The organism is Mesorhizobium sp. B3-2-1, assembly GCF_006439515.1.
In the GTDB taxonomy this organism is placed as follows: domain Bacteria; phylum Pseudomonadota; class Alphaproteobacteria; order Rhizobiales; family Rhizobiaceae; genus Mesorhizobium.
This window is the reverse complement of the sequence record NZ_VFTI01000025.1, coordinates 85470-102390: the sequence shown is the minus strand read 5'-3', so window position 1 is coordinate 102390 and position 16921 is coordinate 85470. Positions and strand designations below refer to the sequence as shown.

Below are 16921 nucleotides of genomic sequence, written 5' to 3'. Positions count from 1 at the left end.
CCTGCCCCTTTGGAACGGCCAATGCGACATTTCTACTTTGCAGAGCGAGCGACATTTCTACATCGCCGCCACATCTGTTGTAGGCGCAAAGTAAGTCAGACTATCCAAGCTCGGATGTAAGCCCATACGTGACCGCCGAGGCGCTCGTAGAAGAGCACGCGGATGACGCAAGTCGTAATAACCAATCTGACGATGGAAACGACGAGGAGAACAGCGACGAATAGGACGGTCGTGTCTCGTCGGGCCTAGTTCCGGGGCAGTTTGTGGATTTCCAGCCGGACCGGCCCGCCACGATCGCAACTCGTGCAGAGAAGCGCTCGCTCAACCGTGCTGAATAGCGCGTCCTTGCCGTATCGGCGGATCAGCGCCGCCGCCTTCACCTCGGCGTGATGGGAGCAATTCTTGCACCACGCCCGCAGCTTGTGCCATTCGCGCAGATCCCCGAGCGCGACGTCGAGACCGGCGTGAATGCTGCCATCGATAATCGTCTGTGGCGGGATTTTCACATCGCCAGGCGTGATGATCTTTTCCATGACGTGGCGGCTGTTGAAGTGGATTAGCAGCATGCCCGGCCGGCGCCGGATCGCTGCCTGCCAAGCCGCCTGGCTGACCATCGCGTCCGGCGATCGAGATATTGTTTCGAGGTGGGTCTTTTCCTCTCGGTCCCATACCTCGATGCGGAAATTGTCTTCGGCCGTGTCTGCCATTCAGGATCGCGCCCTATGCCATCCGCGAGAGAAGCCGTTGGAAATTGCCACGCGCGACGGCGCGAGCTCACGTTCGAGTTCCACGTTCCTGGCCAGAACATTCTGCAGCGCAATCACGGGATCACCGCCGGCCGCAGCGATGGCCTGCTGCGCCGCCATTTCAAATTCCGACATAGCTTCGCCACTCGGCGCGTTCTGGCGCTTTCGCATAGCCTTTCCTGCTCAGATCGCCTTGAGGAATAAGGAACATATTCCTGGTCGGTCAAGAGGCTCTTGACAATTTTGTTCCTATTTTGTTCACTGTCGCTCATGGCCGACGAAGTCAGATTGCCCGAGCCCGATTACGCCACTCCGGCGGGAGTACAGCACCAGGCTTGCGAGCACGGCGGATGCACCAAGGATGCGGGATGGGGCTTTGCCAAGCCGAAGCATGCCCCGGACTGGTTCTGCTTTGAGCATCGGGACGAAGGAGAGAAATTCCTTTAAGGAACAAGCGATGTCTCGTGATCAATTCGTGCATGAACTGGAAAGCGCCGCCGATCAGATCGCAGACGCTTCGCGAGCCGATTTGCAAGTAATGCTACGGAGAGCCGCGCTACTGCTCAGAAACGTCGGCGGGCTCAGTCTCGACCCCCGGACCGACGAGGTACTGAGCGGCCTAGCTGCTGAGATGGGTAAGGCGAAGCTGGATCTGGTGGATACGATCATCGCCGAGTGGCTGGTGGCTAATGCCTATCTGCCGGTGCCGCACCAGTTGGACGAAGAGAGCACGGTGGACGGCAACGCATGATTAATGCACCAAGGCACGATTGCGAGTACGCCGATCGCGAGGTCGATTGTCAGGAGGCGATGGAGCCCGGCTTTCAAGCCATCGTCGACTGCATGCTTGAGGTAGGCTGGACGCGTGGCGAGGTGATGCGCGCGCTGCGCCGGCTGATCGCGGCCGACAACATGACCCAGAAAGAGAATGCGAAGGTCGAGGCAGAGTTGGCGATTGCCAGAGCAATGATCCGGGCGGGCAAGTCGCTCTAGATGCTGACCGTGGCTTCAACTTTCTTCGCGGAAATCCTGCAGCGAAGCGTGACGCAAGTCCTCTTCGCCGCGCAAATGCTTTACGCGGCCGATGATGCCCGGCTTTACCCATTGCGTTGCCGGCCGCTTCATGCCTTTGGGCGCCGGCCCGGCGTGCTCCTGCACACGCTTCCATAGCCGCTCGCGAATGGCGCGGCTGGAGTTGATGAATGCTGAGCCGACATACTGCCCCGTCTGCCGATCGGCCATCAGGGCGAAAGCAGGCTTGCCTGGCTCTCGTTCGACGCCTAGCAGCGCGTATTCCTCGACGGTATAGCATTTCGCCTTCAGCCAGTTCGTTGATGGGCCGCTGCGATATTTGCTGTCCTTGCGCTTCGAGACCATGCCTTCCATGCCGGCCTCGTCGATCAGGTGGAAGATAGCGCTGGCCTCCCCTGGTAGCGCCTGGCTGAATTGGATGCGCTGCCCCTCGGGGATCATCTCGGAAAGGATTTCGCGACGGTCTTCCAGCGGCATGTCGCGCAGATCGTGGCCGTTGACGTGCAGGAGATCGAAGGCGACGAAATAGAGGTCATGTTGCCGGCGGGTGATTGCCTTGCGCAGAGCGCCGAAGTCAGACAGCCCGGCATCGTCCAGCACGATGATCTCGCCGTCGATGATGGCGCTTTCCACCTCAAGCTCGTCGGCCGCCTTGGCGAGGTCGCGGTATTTCGCCGTCCAGTCGAGACCGCGCCGCGTGAAGATGCGCACGCCGCCCACGTCCTTGATCATCTGCGATCGGTAGCCGTCGAACTTGACCTCGTGAATCCAGCCTTCGCCCTCGGGAGGCTTCTCAACCAAGGTCGGCATCAGCGGCTCAATGAACTTCAAACGCATGCACTGGACTCGTGGAACGGCGATTCAATCAGCTTTAGCTAAAATAGTTCCGGAACATTTAGCATGGCCGGATGTTGCAGCCCGCATGACGAAGCTATCTGACCTTGGCCCCCCGATTCCTGGCAAACTGCATGGAGGGCGGCAGATCGACGAGCACCTTCACTTCTACAATTGCCCTGCATGTGGCCAGCCGGTCGACCAACGCGATCTGCGCCAAGTCTTCTGGCATGAGCGGCCTGGTCATGAGCCGCTTGAACCGGAACCCGAGGCCAAGATCCTCAGATTCCCAAAGCGACGGCCGAGCAATAGAAAAGCCGGCTCCAGCTAGCGGCCCCTTCCTTCGTTCGCATGTTTCGCTGATGTTGCTGGGGCGCATACATTCGCCACCCCGTTGAATGAAAGGCGCTGAACAGAAGGAAGGCGTCATGCTCCGGACTGACAATGGCGCGGCACTGAGGCTTTCAGATTTTGCCAGTCCTAGCGATGCGGCAGATGCTGCAATCGAGCTCTATGGGCCGGAAGCGCAGACAGCAGCGGCCTATTGTGCAATGGAAGCACACTTCGCCGGGCGACTGGCCGATTTCAATTTGTGGTGTGCGGTCTTCCAAGACCTCTCCATCGCCAAAATCCCCAAAATCCATTGACGCGCTTCGCGACAACGGCGGATGGTTTGGTTGCGCTGACTTGGCCATGTACGCACTCTTCTGGACTCTAGGCAGAAACAATCGCATCCTCCCTCGGGGAGCGAGGGGGCGTGGACAAATACCGATACGGCAATCGTTCTGACCAATGGCGCAAGCGCGCCGGTGCCAGGCGCTCGCGCGCACGCAGATGGGCGAGCGTCCCGCAGCGCCTGATCGTTGTCACGGTCACTGCGGCCGGCGCATTGGCCGCTCAAGCCTTCCTGCAGCACAGCGACCGTTTGCCGGAGCTCAACCTGTCGAACTTGCTCGAGCCGAAGCCGGAACCGATCGCTGGCGTGGCATCCGTCATCGACGGCGACACGGTCGAAATCCATGGCCAGCGTATCCGCTTCAATGGAATCGACGCGCCCGAGAGCCGGCAGTATTGCGATGATGCCAAGGGCTTCGAATATCCGTGTGGCCGGCGATCGGCCGAAGCGCTCGACACCTTCCTGGCTGCCTCGAGGCCGGTGCAATGCAGCTTCGTCGATTGGGACCGCTATCACCGCTTTGTCGGCAACTGCCGGCGCGCTGATGGCGCCAGCGTCGCCGCCTGGATGGTCGAGCACGGCCAGGCCCTGGATTGGCCGCGCTACAGCCATGGCGCCTACGCCACTGAACAGGCGAAGGCGGAAGCGGCAAAGGTCGGTCTGTGGGTCGGCAAATTCGAAGCGCCATGGGACTGGCGTGCGTCGCATGCCGGCGCCGCGGCGCCGGCGAGCCAGCCGCTCGGCATCGTCAGCCGCAAGCTGGTCGCGCAGAGCGGCTATTCGTGCGAACCGCGGCGGACGTGCAAGCAAATTGGCTCGTGTGATGAGGCCCAATGGTATCTGCACAACTGCTCGTGGGGCGGGAAGCTGGATCGGGACAGCGACGGCGTGGCGTGTGAGACGCTGTGCTGAGTGGAATCGAACAGGCCGGAGCGCGAGGCGCGAAATGTGGCTGCTTCTGAAAGCTGACACAGCGGATCGACGTGATTGGCTGGATCTGTTTCCGGCCCCATTCGACCCATCGGTTGAAGTGCTCAGCCAAGATGGGCAGGAGTACTTTGTTTTGAAGGCGGCCCAATTGAGCGCTGTTTCAACCCCGCGTGAAGCCTATGACGCCGGTAAGTTGGCCGTCAGGGAAATGAATGCGATCGTCGCCGGAATTATCGGCCAATCGCATGTTGATGTGATTGGTACGGTCCGTTCGTTCGAGGGCCGGCTATTGGTAGATTTCATTATGGAGTTGGAGACAGCGCACTTTAGGTTTGGTAGGGGCGTGGCCAAATTTCAAATCCTCGACCAGAATGGTCAAATTGTCATCGACAATCCGGCACCTTCGTTTGCGCAAAGAAGATTCAACTCCGCTGCTGGCAAGCCGATTCTTGCTGAAGCTTTGAGCTATTCAGTGGGAGAGCCAGATTGGTTCGACCTTTACAAACCGTGCGAATGTCTCCTGGCCGCCGGCGTCAAACTCGATAGAGAGATGAAGGAGGTCAAACAAACCGCCAACGTATATCGGCATCGCCCTAGCGGCAGCATCCGGCCGCCCGCCAGCCCACCCACACTCCTTGAGGCGGCGAGACGAAGGAGAGCCTGTATAAGTCGAGAACTAGACCGCTAGGGGGACGGCCGTGATCTTCGTGCACCGATGGAATGGCGAATATTTTGGATGGCTCTACGAGGGCGCTCTTTACAGCAAAGACGGCCGCCACGTTGGCTTTCGGCGACGGGATCAAATTGTCAGTGTCAAAGGCAAATACCTCGGCGAGGTACGCAACCATCGTCTTCTTACGCAGACAGCCAAGGTCGGCAATCAAACAGTCGGCGGCGTCCCAATGATCCGGATGGTCGGAACAACTGTAAAGCCCATGGACGAAGTGCCCTTCGATTTGCCAGGCGGCTACGAGGAATTCCCGCTGCCGGAATCAGTCTGACGCTCAATTGCCGCCGCTTTAGGGAGGGGAGAGGGGAAATGAAGCTGCTGGCGAAACTGCTCCCCGCGTCTGGCTGCTTGGCGGCTTGCAGCGCGCAGGCAGACGATTCAAGCACCTACACCCTCTATCGTGGTTCGGTCACGGGAGAGATGCGAATCCACGTTGCGACCTTCGATGCAACCGAGAGCGAAGCCTATAATCACGAAAACTGTCAGATTGCCGCCGATCTGTTTCAAGCACAGCCAGGTGTTCTCGTCAGGTACTGGTGCGAGAAAGGCCGCTATCGAAAATGATGGCTCGTGACCGAGCGGGTCTTTCTACGCCCGTTGGGTTTCCTGCCTCGACGCGCCTATGTGGGACCAATCTTGACGCAAGGTCGTCGAAAGTAGAAGAGCAATCCTTATAGTGGGCTTACAGCATCCACCAGAGTGTTAATAATGTGACCGCTTGCACGTCACCCTCAGCGCAATGGGACGTTGCACCTTAAATCCTGCCGTGCATGCCATAGTACATGGTCCCTCATCAAGGGCCGGAAGGGATTATCCCTGTCTCCAGCCGGAGTTCCGGTCCGGCATCTGGTACCGTCTCGTCGAATATCGCCGACCAGTCCCTCCCTCCCTTCCGGATTTGGAGAGCTCTCGATCTGATGGCAAGAGTCTTCAATCTCCGCGCAGCCGAATCGAATTGAGCTTCAATTGCCTCCACCGTCTGCACTCCGCGCACCAATCCCTCAGAGTTGCCATTTCCTTTTGATGTGTCAGCAGGCACGGCCGAATGTCGTTGGCCGGATGAAACCTCGCCGGTCTCACCCGAATTCTCATAGGTCTCGGTCGTCGCAGGAACGGCCCTTCGCGGAAGGAATTCCATTGCCGGAACGGAAGGAACGTGGCTGCGTGAGAAAGCCTCTAGCTCTCGGAAAGGCTTCGTTGCGAAGAAGCGCAGCTTGTCAGCAAGGATCGGGTTCTGTCCCTCGACAAGCACGAGCATCTTATCGGAGGGGAGCTGACGGATTTCCTGCGGCATTAGCAGGTCCCGCTCCCTTAGCTGCTCCACCTTGGTGCGGCGATGAAGGCCCATCAATTCGATCGTCCGCGACTCGGTCTTGTAGCGAACTGTGCGCCGACCAAGGCTTTTCGAGACGGCCTCGGCAGTCGCTTGATCGTTCGCACCAAGGACAAGCTGATAGCCGCAGTTTCCCATCAGGGATTGCCGCGCGGTCTCGCCGTAGATCTCGTCCAGGTTTTTCAGATCCTGGACGATGAAGGCCATCTTGATGTTGTAGCCGGCAACATAGGGCAGCTTGCTGGTGATCTCGCTGAGCTTCTTCAGCTGGCGGAACTCATCGAGGAGGAAATAGACCTGGAGCGGCCGCCGATCATGCTCGAGCAGCAACGTGTCGAGCGTCTGCTGGACAAAAAGCGCCAGCAGCGGCTTCAACAGCGTTATGTCGGTGATGTTCGGCGCCAGATAGATCGAGATCGACCTGTACTTCAGAGCACGCAAATCCATATCGGTCACCGACGTCGCTGCGACCACCCGCTCGTTGCGGAAGGGCCGCAGGGCCTTCTGGATATCGAGCAGAGCGGAAGCCGCGGCGCGCTCGGAAAGCGCGATATAGGCATTGAAGCTCTCGACGGTAAATCGCGAGAGGCTCGGCTCCTTTTCCTTGATGAGGGCCATGAGAGCCTGAAGGTTTACACCGCTGTTGAAGAAGGCGGTCACTTCGCCGAGATTGCGCCGGTCGCGGTAAAACACGCTCTCGTTGATGTAGCTAATTGCGCCAGCCATCACCTGCTGGGCGGTTGCTTGCCAGATCGAATTTTCGGAGTCGACGCTTTCGGGAACCAGAATGGTGGCGATGTTCTGGATATCGGTCGTGCGGTCACCGCGGTCGGGCCGGATGAAATCGAGCGGATTGTAGCGGTGCGTGCGATCCGATCCAGGCGCGAAGAGGAAGACCTGGTTGCCTTTCGATTTTCGGTAGCCGGCCGTCGACCGGAAAATCTCCCCCTTTAGGTCGGTGACGATCATTGATCCTTCATGGGTGAGCGCGTTCGGAATGACGTAGCAAGCACCCTTCCCTGAGCGGGTCGGTCCGATGACCAGGTGATGCCGCTCGTCATCGACGCGCAGGATCTGGCGGCTGAAACGCCCGAGAATGTGCCCTTTGCGGCGAAACCATTTACCGCGGCGGAGCGACGCCATTGTCTGAAAATGCGCATCGCCAAGGGGGTTGGATACTGGCCGAAGACCGACATAGGCAACAATGCCAGCGATGAAAAGCGCGGGGGCGGCGGCTCCAAGACCGACCCGCTGGAGCACCGGATTGTCGGCATAGAGCGCGAGCTGCTGAAGAGGTGCCCACGGGTTCGTGGTGATCGTGGCCTCGATGACGCGGGCGTCGCCGTAGAGAAGCTTCAACGCCAAGCCATAGCCAAGCAGCCAGATGGCGAATGCGATCGCCAGACAGAACAAGAGATAGACGAGGCGCAGGGTGCCGGTCATGGTCATTCCATGCGCGCGAAGAAGATCTCTGATACGCCGCGGCGGCCGCCGTCGCGGCGAAGCTGAATGACGATCGGGATCACGCTTCGGATATAGGAGAGCAGGTCTGCTTTCGGATAGGCAGCGGAAAGGCCCGACTGCATGACCATCATGGCAAGCTGCTCGTAAGCGCCGAGCGGGGTATCGGCATGCACCGTCGTCATCGAGCCTGGATGTCCGGTGTTGATTGCTCGAAGGAAAGTGAAGGCTTCCGATCCCCTCACCTCGCCGACGAACAAGCGATCCGGGCGCATGCGAAGCGAGGCCTCGAGCAGGCTCTGGATTGTCACGTTGGCGGTGCCCTGGTCGCCCTTCGATGCCAAGAGATGTACCGAGTTTGCCTGGGGTGGAAACAGCTCCCGCGTGTCTTCCAGCGTGACGATGCGTTCGCGGCTGTCGACTGACTTGAGGCAGGCATTGAGGAAGGTCGTCTTACCGCTCGAGGTGCCGCCGCTGATGAGGATCGAAACGCGATTGGCGATCGCTGACCGGACGAAGCCGTGGACATCCTCTGCGCGGAGGAGCCGGATCAGTTCACGGTCGATATCACTCACACTACCGATGGCAACGGAAACCCGCTCGAACGCACCGTTATCGCGATAGTCGTCCAGGCTGAAATCGCTGAGGACCTGCTTGCGCAGCGAGACGGCGCCGCCGTCGGGTGCCGCCGGCGGCAGCACGACCTGGATGCGCTCGCCCGTCGGCAAGGCAGCGCTCAGGATCGGGTTGGTGGGACTGATAAACTGGCTTGTCGAGGCCGCCACGCGCTCGCCGATGTTGACGATCTCTGCCGTCGTCAGCTCGGGAACGGAAAAGAACGCCATATGCTCGTCGCCTAGCCGCTCGACATAGACATGGCCCGGACGGTTGATCGAGACCTCCACGACACGAGGGTCATTGAGGAACGGCTTCAGCGGCTCCAGCGCGCGGTAGAGAAAATAATGGCGATCGTTGCGGCCGAACTCAGTTGAGACCACGTTCATGACGGATCTCCTTGAGCGCTTCGGATAAGGGATCATCGTAGAGCGCCGAGAAGTCGAGGTCTTGGCGCACGAACACGAAGATGCGTTCGCCTTGAGCGACGCTGATGGTCGGCGGAATCTTGAGACTGTCGCTAAGCGCCTGATTGGCCATGTCGGAAATGGTCTGGGCGAGCGTGGTGCGGGCGATGTCCTCAGCACGCTGACCGTCGTCGCTGTTGTCCGTCGCGGATTGACTGCCTAAGCCGGTCAGATAGCTCGCGCCGCCGCCGACGATCGAAAGCAGGATGGCGGCGCCGAAGCGCTCCCGGAACTTGTTGTCGATCCGTCCGGTCAGGCCGGAACGGCCGAGGCTGTCGGCACCGATGGAACCGAGGCGAACGCTGACGCCGTCATCGCGAAGCATGCGCGTCCAGATCACGAAGATCCGCGTCTGGCCGCGCACGATGTCCGACTGATATTCGCCGATGAGGCGCGTGCCGGTCGGAATGAGGACGCGCCTACCATCGAAGGAATAGATGTCCTGCGAGACGATGGCGCGGATCTGGCCGGGCAGGTCGCTGACGATCGCGGTCTCCAGGATGCCGGGGATCAGCGTTCCTTCCGGCACCAGCGCGTCGATGCGATCGATCTTCCGGGCCTTTGCGGTGCGGTCGCCGAGGCGGATCGCTGCCGCCAGGAATTTGCTGTTGCGATCTTCGCCGGCGACGGTGGCGCCCTGCCCTTCCGTGGCTGCCGATCCGAGCTGTTCGCCGCTCGAAGCCTTGTTGTCGAAGACGATCATGTTCGAGCGGTAGCGCTCCGGGAATTCATCTTCCGGCGGAACCGCCGTCGTTTCGGGCGTGCGTGTGGCCGCGGGCGGAGGCGGAACGTTGAACTCCGTGGTATCGGAATGCTTTTCCTCCTTCGCCGGTGGCGGAGGTGGCGGGGGCAGCTGGATGACCTCAGGCTCAGTCGGCTTCGGCTGCGGCTCACCATCGGGAACAAACGATGGCGGCCGAAACGTTGTGGTGGAGAACTCCTCGTCACCGGCGAGAATGTCGCGCTGCTGCGGCCGCCCGCCGGCGACGACGAAGTAGCCTGCAATCATGCCGGCCAGGATGAGAGTACCACCGCCGATCAACTGCTTGCGCCGAACGGTTCTGTCGGAGATCGTCGGCTCATCACGGCTAGCCAGGGCCTCAAGCTCGGGGCTGCGCTGGATCAATTGCCGCTCCTCCTGCGCTTGATCGCGTGAGGATCCTCTTCCGGTCCAAGAACGCCAGGATCAGGCGCGCCAAAATCGGGTTTTCTGAGATTGAAGATGCAGACCCATTGGTCGCCGTCGCGCAGCGTGAACTGCGTGGCGGTCCCGTCGACGACGATGTAGTCGCCCTCCTTGCGGAAATTCTCGAGTGTCTCGGAGAAGTCCGAGTTGACGGCAAAGATCGCGGGCACGCGGCGGTCGAACTTGAAAAAAGTCTTGGCTCCGTCGTCGAAGACCATCAGCGGCTTCAGCCGTACATCGCCCGAGAAGGAATAGTCGATATTGACGTTGGCCTTGTCGATGCCGGCAATGTTCGGCCAGGCCGCGCGCTGCTCGGCTTCCTTGCGCAAGGAAGCGTTGAGGTTCTTCTCAGGATAGATGAAGCGGATGCCGAAGACCTCCCTAGCCGCTTCCGGCGCGTTGTCGCGCAGCTCGAGATAGTAGATGCGCTTGGTTGTGACCACGTTCATGTTGGTGGTGGCGTTCTTTGCGATCGGCTTGACGAAAAGGATGTTGCCCTTCTCCGCGGGGACGACCTGCCAGCTGTCGGTGTCGCCAAGCGAGATCGTCTGGAACTTCTCGTCCCCGTCGAAAATGAGCATGGTGGAGATGCCATAGGTGGCAAAGACCTGGACGACGTTGTTCTCCTGATAGACGACGCTGGTGATGCGCCGATCAAGAGCCCCGCCCTTCGGCGTCTGCGCGGCATTTGCCACAGAGCCGAGTACTGAAAGGCACAACGCCGTGGCGAGGATTATCTTCGTCCCCATCACTCGCTCCCCGGCGTCACGGTCTCCTGGTCGCGCCGGTAGCTGGTGACCTGGAAGCCGAGCGGGTTCTCGAAGCGCCACTCGTTCTTGATCGGCGTGTCGGTGTAGCGGAAGCGGACGACGGAGATCCAATGCCGGTCGATTGCCTCGGTCTCGCTCTTCTCGGTGGTGGAGAAGCGCACGATCGCCGTCGATCTGTTGGGGAAGCTGACCGATTTGATGTCGACCAGCACCCGCTTCAGCTTGCCATAAACCTTGGCAGGGTTTTGCGGATTGGCGACGCTGTAGAGCGCTTGCAGCTCGCGCGCGGCATCGCCAGTCGAAAGAAGGGCAGCGATCCCGAATTTTTCCTCGATCGCATAAGGGTCGTAGGCTTCGCGGTTGCGGATATAGCGCACGACATTGGCCTGGGTTACCGCCTCCTGCTCGGTGAGATTGGCGGGCCGCGTCAGGCCCGACTTCACCTCGATGTAGCCGGTGTTCTTGTCGACCTCGACCAGGTAAGGCTCGAAGCTCTTCAGCGGCAGCATCAGCACGACGGCGACGAGGCTGAACGCCGCGATCCCCGCAAAAACCAGGGCGAAGAACCAGGCAACGCGGCTGGAGCGTTTTGCCCGCTTGATGATCTCGGCCTCCCAGATCTCTCCTTCCTGGAAGTACGATCGCAGTCTGTCGTCGGTGCTGTCTGCCATGCTTTCCGTCGAGGTTGGTTCGGGCAATCATCGGTATCGTTCGATCGTCTATCTGGGCGTTCCGGTAGCCATGATCGCGCGCTGCATCGCCTCGCGCGCAAGCGTGCGCGGCGGATGAAGCTGCGCCTGCACCCGGTGGACCGCGGCCTGCATCTGACGCGAGGACGTACCGATCGCCATGCGCCCGAGCATGATGCCGCGGTCGGTGAAGGCGCGTGATCGATGGCCGATTGGTGTGGCCAGACCGCCGACGATGCCTTGGGCGAGCGACTGGATCTGGATGAGGACGAAGGAGCCTGCGAGACAAAGCATGATAAAGGCGGCGAAATCGCTGAGCTTCAGTTCCCGATTGCCGGAAATCGCGTTGATCTTCGTGAGTTCGGGCGCCATCGCCGCGATCAGGAAGGCGGCGATGACATAGACGAAGAGCGGGATCAGCGCATAAAGCAGCGACTGATTCAGCCAGCCGATCGCGTAGTTGCGTGTCGGATTGAAGAACATGCAAGAGATGAAGATCGGCGCGGTGCCGAGCAACACCCACAGGATCACCTTGGCAAGGACCAGGATGCCGAGCGCGATCGCCACGAAGAGCCCGGCGAAGACCATGATCACCATGCCGATCAGCGCCGGCAGCACCGAAAAATAGCCGGCCTGTTCGGAAAAGGTTGAGGCCGCAACATTGGCCGTTTTCCAGATCTGCGAAAGCCCGTTGGTAGGCTCCGTGACGCCGGTACCCGAGGCGGCCAGCACCGCGCGGCCGGCAGCCTCCGGCACCTTCGTCAGCCAGTCATAGATGAGTGCATCGAAGTTGGACCAGGTGCCGACAAGGATGAATATGATGATGACGCGGGCTAGACGGCTGATGATCTCGACGACGCTCAGCCGGGAGGTTCCTAGAAAAAGTTGCGTTCCGTAGAACAGAACGACCAGAACGAAGAGCAGCCTCAACAGCGGCTCGATGTCCTTGGCTAACGCCTCGTATGCGCGCTGCGAAAAATTCTCGCCGGATGCATCAATGCGCTGCAGCAGCTCTCCAATAAAATCCTCCACCGCCCTGCCCTACTCCGATTGCTATGCGCGACTATCGATCGCCGCAAGCGCAGCTGTGCCACCCGGGTTGACCAGTCGCATGGAACCGCACTCGGTACGGGTATCCTCGGAATAGCCGGTGAGATTGGCCGGCCGCTTGCACGGCGCGCTCTTCTCCTTGGGCGTGCCGCAGCCTCCCGAGACAACTGTGATCGCGAGAACGATCATACCCGTCAAAATCCTCGCCTTGCTCATTTGTAGGTGAGCGCTTTTCTGGTGTTGGAAATGTCGGTGAGTTTGCGCTGATTGTCGGCCTGTAGCGACTGCACGGCGCCGTTCATCGTCCCGATCATCTCGTTGAGGGTGAGGCCGGTCTGCACCTGGAGCTGTGTGTTCTGATCGATCGATCCCTTGATGTCCTTCGAGCTGCCTATCCCCTGCCCCGCACTTTCCAGCGCCGACCGCCGGGTCTCGACCGCCTGCTGCGAGCCGGTGATCAGCGCCGAAACGCCAAGGACGGTTTTCACCAGCTCCTCATAGGATTTGTCGCTGGCGAGCGAGCTGTCGTCCTTGCCCGAAAGCGACTTCACCAGCTGCAGCCCGTTCACGAAGAGCGTCGCCGCCTTGGCGATCTCGGGCCCCATCGAGCCGAAATTGGGCATGCCGCTCTGCAGGAGGCTATCGAAGGACGGCACCGAGGTGACGCTGAAGCCGTTGCCGATCGCGATATCCTTCAGCGACGCGGCATCGCTGCCGCGGTCGCCGGTAACCGCCTGCAGCGTCTTATCGACCGTCGTCAGAATATCCTTGTTGGTGTCGAGGATCTTGGCGGTCTTCTCGGCGGTGTCCTTGGCGACGGCATAATTTGTCTTGTCGATCACCGGAATGTCGGCATGCGCCACCGTCGTACCGATGGCGGTCGTGGCGACCAGAGCGAGAAAGCATTTCATAGAGGGCCTCCGATCATTGGGGGAGGAGCAGCTCGGCGTTTTGGTCGGTTTTCTTGACGCAAGCCTTCGCCTTGGAATCCCAGAAGAGACCAGTACGATCGTCACAGAAGCCTGTGACGTCTTGCGAACTTCCGCCGCCGCTGTCCTGATAGCGGCCCGAGCGGCTGGCTCCCGAAATGTCGCTCAGGGTAACCGCGTTTTTGGAATTGACGAGATCGGCGAAGCTGGCCCCCAGCGCGACCATACGGTTCAGCATGTCTATGTTGGCGTTGCGGGCGCCGGAGTTCTGGTCCCAGCTGTCCTGCACCGTGCCGGTTGCGGTTCCGCCGAACTGCTCGAACCAGGATGCGACATCACCTGACCCATCGCCTGTGGCACTCGATAGACCCATGGCGTTGACGGTGCTTGAGCGCATGCTTTCATAGGCTGTACTCGTGCCGCCATAGTTCAGCGGAATGGCCGACTTGTCGGATCCGCCAAAGGCCGGCAGCCATTTCTGGGTAATGTTGTGGACATAATCCTGCGTTTCGCGAAACGGCGGGACGCCGCCATAGCTCTCGACATTGCCCGAGCCGGAATTATAGGCGGCAAGCGCCAGTGAGACGTTGCCATCGAAGCGTCGCAGCTGCTGCTTGAAGTAGCGCGCGCCGCCGCGCAGGTTTTGCTCGATGTTGTAGGGATTGACGCCGAGATCCGCGGCTGTGCCCGGCATAAGCTGGGCAAGGCCGATCGCGCCGGCGCCGGATTTGGCGCAAGGGTTGAAGCGGCTCTCCTGATAGACCAGCGCCAGGAACTGGTTTTCGTCTATCCCCTCCTCCCGCGCCACGCGCCGCACCAGGCCGGCGATCGAGGGGTTGGCGTTGGCTGCCGCGACCGGGTCATCCTTGCGGCCGGGTCGATAGACCGCGCAGGTAACGCTCTCATTGTTCGTGTAGCGGTCACGGTCGACCTTGTCGATCTTGGTGGTCTCGTCGTTGCGATCCCGGCGCTCATCCAGCACGGTCCCGTCGATAGTCGGAATGTCGGCCGCAGCAGGTGTGCTCAGAAGGATAAGCATGAGAGGGAGACGTCGAATCATGCCGCCCTCCCCCAGCCACAGAATTCGGAGAGCCATGCCGCCGGATCCTCGCCAAAGCGCGCCCTCAGCGCCGCGCAGGCCTCGATCGTGTCCTTGCGCCCGGACAGGACCTTGACGATGTCTGGCATCGCCGAGAGGTCCAACCGGGCGATGACGGAATCGTTGCCGTGCTTGATGAGGAAGGTCCGCCGCTCCGGTGGCGTGTTGCGGATGAAGGAGAATTCCTTGGCTGTCAGCCCGAAGCGACGGATGTAGCTTTCCTCATCCGCGCGCGGATTCGGAAAGTGCAGGTTTGTCGCGGATTGCTCGATCAGCGTATGTGACTGAGCCGCCTTCGCAATGTCGGCGGCGGATTGGGTGCCAAAGCCGACGATCCCGTTCAGCTTGCGGATCGTCTTCATCTTATCGACTATGTAACTGGAGAAGGCTGGGTCCTGCAGCAGCTTCCAGCCCTCGTCCATGAAGATCAGGACAGGATTGCCGGTGAGCAACTCGTCGATGCGGTGAAAGAGGTACATCAGCGCCGGCGTGCGCACGTCGACATTGTCGAGGACGTGCGTCGTGTCGAAGCCGAAGATGCGCCGGCCGGAAAAGGACAGCGCATCGCGCGGCGCGTTGAACAGCCAAGCCTTCTCGCCTTCGAACCAGGGCCTCAGCCGCGATTGCAGGTCGTTGGCCTCCGAGCGCGACCGCCCCATGAGAAGTCCGGAAAGATTGGCGAGGGTCCGCTGTTCAAGGGGCTCCTGGCAGATGCGGCCGATCGCCCTCTCGAGTGTGTCTTCCTCTTCCTGAGCGAAGCCGCCGCCGTCGGCGGGCTGCAGCATGGCCTTCAAAAGGCGGAGCAGGAACTCGCGGTTGGCGGCGGTGTCTTCCAGCTGAAGCGGATTGAAGCCGGTCGCCTGCCCCGGCTGCAGGACCTCGTAGTTGCCGCCGATGGCCCGTATGAAGATCGAGGCGCCTTCGTCCTTATCGAAGAAGACGGCTCTCGGCTCGGGCGCAACGCGAAACGACTACGCGAGCAGGAAGGTGAGCGCGACGGTCTTGCCAGACCCTGTCGGGCCGGTGACCAGGAAATGGCCGACGTCGCGCTGATGAAAGTTGAACCAGTAGGGCGTCTGCGACGTCGTCTCCAGGATCGAGATCGGCCGACCCCAATGCATGCCTGACGTCCTCCCTGTCGCAAAATTGTGGAGGGAAGAAAAGCCGGCGAAATTGGCGCTCGACAGCATGCAGGAGCGGGCGATGTAGGTGTGATTGCCGGGAAGCTGCGCCCAGAACGAGGCCTCCATGTTGAGGTCTTCGCGCAGCCAGTTGACGTTCATGTCGGTGAGGCAGGCGCCGAGTTCCGACACGGCTTTGTCGAGCCCGGTCAGATCGCCCGACAGGCAAAGCAGGCTGAAATGGTGGTAGCCGAAGACCGCCTCCTGGTTGAGGAGGCTATTCAGGGCAAAGTCGATGTCGGTCTCGACCGTGCTGCCCGCCTCATCGGAGGCGCGGATCTGCCGCTGCAGACGCGAGATCCGTTCCTGTGCGACCGGCTTGTCGGCCAGCGTGAAGGACTGGGTGAGGATGAACTCGTGGTTGACCTGCAGCAGCCCGTCGAGCATGCCAGGACCCGAAAACGGCGGATACTCCTTGATCGACAGCATGGCGCCGAAGCGATTGTCGGTCTCCGTCGCTCCTTGCGCTAGCAAGGTCCGCCTGGAGAAGTGCAGCCGCGATGTTCCGACATAGCTCCGGATCCCCATACGTGGCAGGCGCATCGGCCGCGACAGGCCGCAGGTCAGTATGGCGTTGAAGAAAGCGCATGGCTCTGAATAAGGTTCGCCGTCGCGATAGGTGATGCCAAGAACATGCGCACCGTATTTCTGCAACTCGCGCGTGACGTTGCCGATGACCTCTTCCAGTTCGTTTATGCGTTCATGCGTGCGCTGTTGACGAACTTCCGGTCTGGCAGATCGATCGAAGAGCCGTGAAATGGCCTCGGCGCTTCCAAGCGGCCCGCGCATGCCGGCCCGCACGATTGTGAGGTAGAGCTCGTTTGTGAACATGCGCTTCTCGCCAAGCGCCGCCATATAGCGTCCATTGAGAAGATCGCAGAAGGGATCGGAGAACGACCCACCAAGCTCCGGTTTGACTTGCCTGCGGATGACCGTCGACCAAAGCGAATAGCGGCTTGATCCGAGCGCCCGGATCAAGGTGTTCTGGACGCTGGCCCGCATGTTAAGCTCGGCCTGGTCCTCGGTCTGGAAGAACAGACCATCGAGTTTGATCACGGAGAGCACCGCGCCGCTTTCGAGACCGATCACGGTGTCGGAGAGATGCCGCATATAGGGAATGTGTGTCGCGATCGATCGTTCACGCCGATGCTCCCGTCCAAAGCCCAGCTCATTCGCAACGACGCTCAACATGA

18 protein-coding genes and 1 pseudogene are annotated in these 16921 nt (G+C 60.5%); 7 read left to right on the top strand and 12 right to left on the bottom strand.

Going from position 1 to position 16921, the window contains the following annotated elements; all coding sequences use genetic code 11:
* Positions 1 to 245: 245 nt before the first annotated feature.
* Positions 246 to 614 carry a hypothetical protein gene (locus FJW08_RS23625; RefSeq protein ID WP_227792300.1) on the bottom strand — a complete coding sequence of 123 codons (369 nt, stop codon included), beginning with the start codon at positions 612 to 614 and terminating at the stop codon, positions 246 to 248.
* A 93-nt stretch (positions 615 to 707) separates the two neighbouring features.
* A complete protein-coding gene (locus FJW08_RS23620) occupies positions 708 to 917 on the bottom strand; it encodes a hypothetical protein (protein WP_140812509.1) in 210 nt (69 codons plus the stop codon).
* Positions 918 to 1203: 286 nt separating this feature from the next.
* On the opposite strand from FJW08_RS23620, the gene FJW08_RS23615 reads away from it, so the two are divergent.
* Both FJW08_RS23615 and FJW08_RS23610 read left to right on the top strand, forming a co-directional pair.
* Entirely contained in the window at positions 1204 to 1497 is a 294-nt protein-coding gene (locus FJW08_RS23615; RefSeq protein ID WP_140758355.1) for a hypothetical protein, read from the top strand.
* Positions 1494 to 1739, top strand: coding sequence for a hypothetical protein (locus FJW08_RS23610; protein WP_140758354.1), 246 nt, complete (start codon positions 1494 to 1496; stop codon positions 1737 to 1739). Before FJW08_RS23615 ends, FJW08_RS23610 begins: the two co-directional genes overlap by 4 nt.
* A gap of 15 nt (positions 1740 to 1754) precedes the next feature.
* Here FJW08_RS23610 and FJW08_RS23605 read toward each other — a convergent pair whose 3' ends face one another.
* Positions 1755 to 2615 (bottom strand): ATP-dependent DNA ligase, encoded by an 861-nt coding sequence (locus FJW08_RS23605; protein WP_140812508.1) that lies wholly within the window; start codon positions 2613 to 2615, stop codon positions 1755 to 1757.
* A gap of 425 nt (positions 2616 to 3040) precedes the next feature.
* Here FJW08_RS23605 and FJW08_RS23595 point away from each other — a divergent pair, with 425 nt between their 5' ends.
* From FJW08_RS23595 to FJW08_RS23575, 5 genes are all read left to right on the top strand, one after another.
* Positions 3041 to 3259, top strand: coding sequence for a hypothetical protein (locus FJW08_RS23595; protein WP_140812507.1), 219 nt, complete (start codon positions 3041 to 3043; stop codon positions 3257 to 3259).
* A 110-nt stretch (positions 3260 to 3369) separates the two neighbouring features.
* On the top strand, positions 3370 to 4200 hold the full coding sequence (locus FJW08_RS23590) for a thermonuclease family protein (RefSeq protein WP_140758351.1): 831 nt from the start codon (positions 3370 to 3372) through the stop codon (positions 4198 to 4200).
* A gap of 34 nt (positions 4201 to 4234) precedes the next feature.
* The gene (locus FJW08_RS23585; protein ID WP_140812506.1) at positions 4235 to 4906 is read left to right on the top strand and encodes a hypothetical protein; all 672 of its coding nucleotides are present in this window, start codon (positions 4235 to 4237) and stop codon (positions 4904 to 4906) included.
* A 10-nt stretch (positions 4907 to 4916) separates the two neighbouring features.
* On the top strand, positions 4917 to 5219 hold the full coding sequence (locus FJW08_RS23580; protein ID WP_140812505.1) for a 4-fold beta flower protein: 303 nt from the start codon (positions 4917 to 4919) through the stop codon (positions 5217 to 5219).
* A 38-nt stretch (positions 5220 to 5257) separates the two neighbouring features.
* Positions 5258 to 5512, top strand: coding sequence for a hypothetical protein (locus FJW08_RS23575; protein WP_140812504.1), 255 nt, complete (start codon positions 5258 to 5260; stop codon positions 5510 to 5512).
* A 229-nt stretch (positions 5513 to 5741) separates the two neighbouring features.
* Here FJW08_RS23575 and FJW08_RS23570 read toward each other — a convergent pair whose 3' ends face one another.
* The 9 genes and pseudogenes from FJW08_RS23570 to FJW08_RS23525 form a co-directional block, all read right to left on the bottom strand.
* Positions 5742 to 7724, bottom strand: coding sequence for a type IV secretory system conjugative DNA transfer family protein (locus FJW08_RS23570; protein ID WP_140812503.1), 1983 nt, complete (start codon positions 7722 to 7724; stop codon positions 5742 to 5744).
* 2 nt (positions 7725 to 7726) lie between these two features.
* Positions 7727 to 8746 carry a P-type DNA transfer ATPase VirB11 gene (gene virB11, locus FJW08_RS23565; protein WP_140812502.1) on the bottom strand — a complete coding sequence of 340 codons (1020 nt, stop codon included), beginning with the start codon at positions 8744 to 8746 and terminating at the stop codon, positions 7727 to 7729.
* The gene (gene virB10, locus FJW08_RS23560; RefSeq protein WP_140812513.1) at positions 8727 to 9947 is read right to left on the bottom strand and encodes a type IV secretion system protein VirB10; all 1221 of its coding nucleotides are present in this window, start codon (positions 9945 to 9947) and stop codon (positions 8727 to 8729) included. Before virB10 ends, virB11 begins: the two co-directional genes overlap by 20 nt.
* A complete protein-coding gene (locus FJW08_RS23555; RefSeq protein WP_140812501.1) occupies positions 9947 to 10759 on the bottom strand; it encodes a TrbG/VirB9 family P-type conjugative transfer protein in 813 nt (270 codons plus the stop codon). Before FJW08_RS23555 ends, virB10 begins: the two co-directional genes overlap by 1 nt.
* Positions 10759 to 11451 carry a type IV secretion system protein gene (locus FJW08_RS23550; protein WP_140812500.1) on the bottom strand — a complete coding sequence of 231 codons (693 nt, stop codon included), beginning with the start codon at positions 11449 to 11451 and terminating at the stop codon, positions 10759 to 10761. Before FJW08_RS23550 ends, FJW08_RS23555 begins: the two co-directional genes overlap by 1 nt.
* A 48-nt stretch (positions 11452 to 11499) precedes the next feature.
* Positions 11500 to 12501 carry a type IV secretion system protein gene (locus tag FJW08_RS23545; RefSeq protein WP_140812499.1) on the bottom strand — a complete coding sequence of 334 codons (1002 nt, stop codon included), beginning with the start codon at positions 12499 to 12501 and terminating at the stop codon, positions 11500 to 11502.
* Positions 12502 to 12731: 230 nt separating this feature from the next.
* Complete coding sequence (locus tag FJW08_RS23535; RefSeq protein WP_140758343.1) at positions 12732 to 13430, bottom strand: type IV secretion system protein; 699 nt, start codon at positions 13428 to 13430, stop codon at positions 12732 to 12734.
* Positions 13431 to 13443: 13 nt separating this feature from the next.
* On the bottom strand, positions 13444 to 14508 hold the full coding sequence (locus FJW08_RS23530; RefSeq protein WP_140812497.1) for a lytic transglycosylase domain-containing protein: 1065 nt from the start codon (positions 14506 to 14508) through the stop codon (positions 13444 to 13446).
* Positions 14505 to 16919 (bottom strand): annotated as a pseudogene (locus tag FJW08_RS23525) (VirB4 family type IV secretion system protein). Before FJW08_RS23525 ends, FJW08_RS23530 begins: the two are co-directional and overlap by 4 nt.
* Between the last annotated feature and the right edge of the window lie 2 nt (positions 16920 to 16921).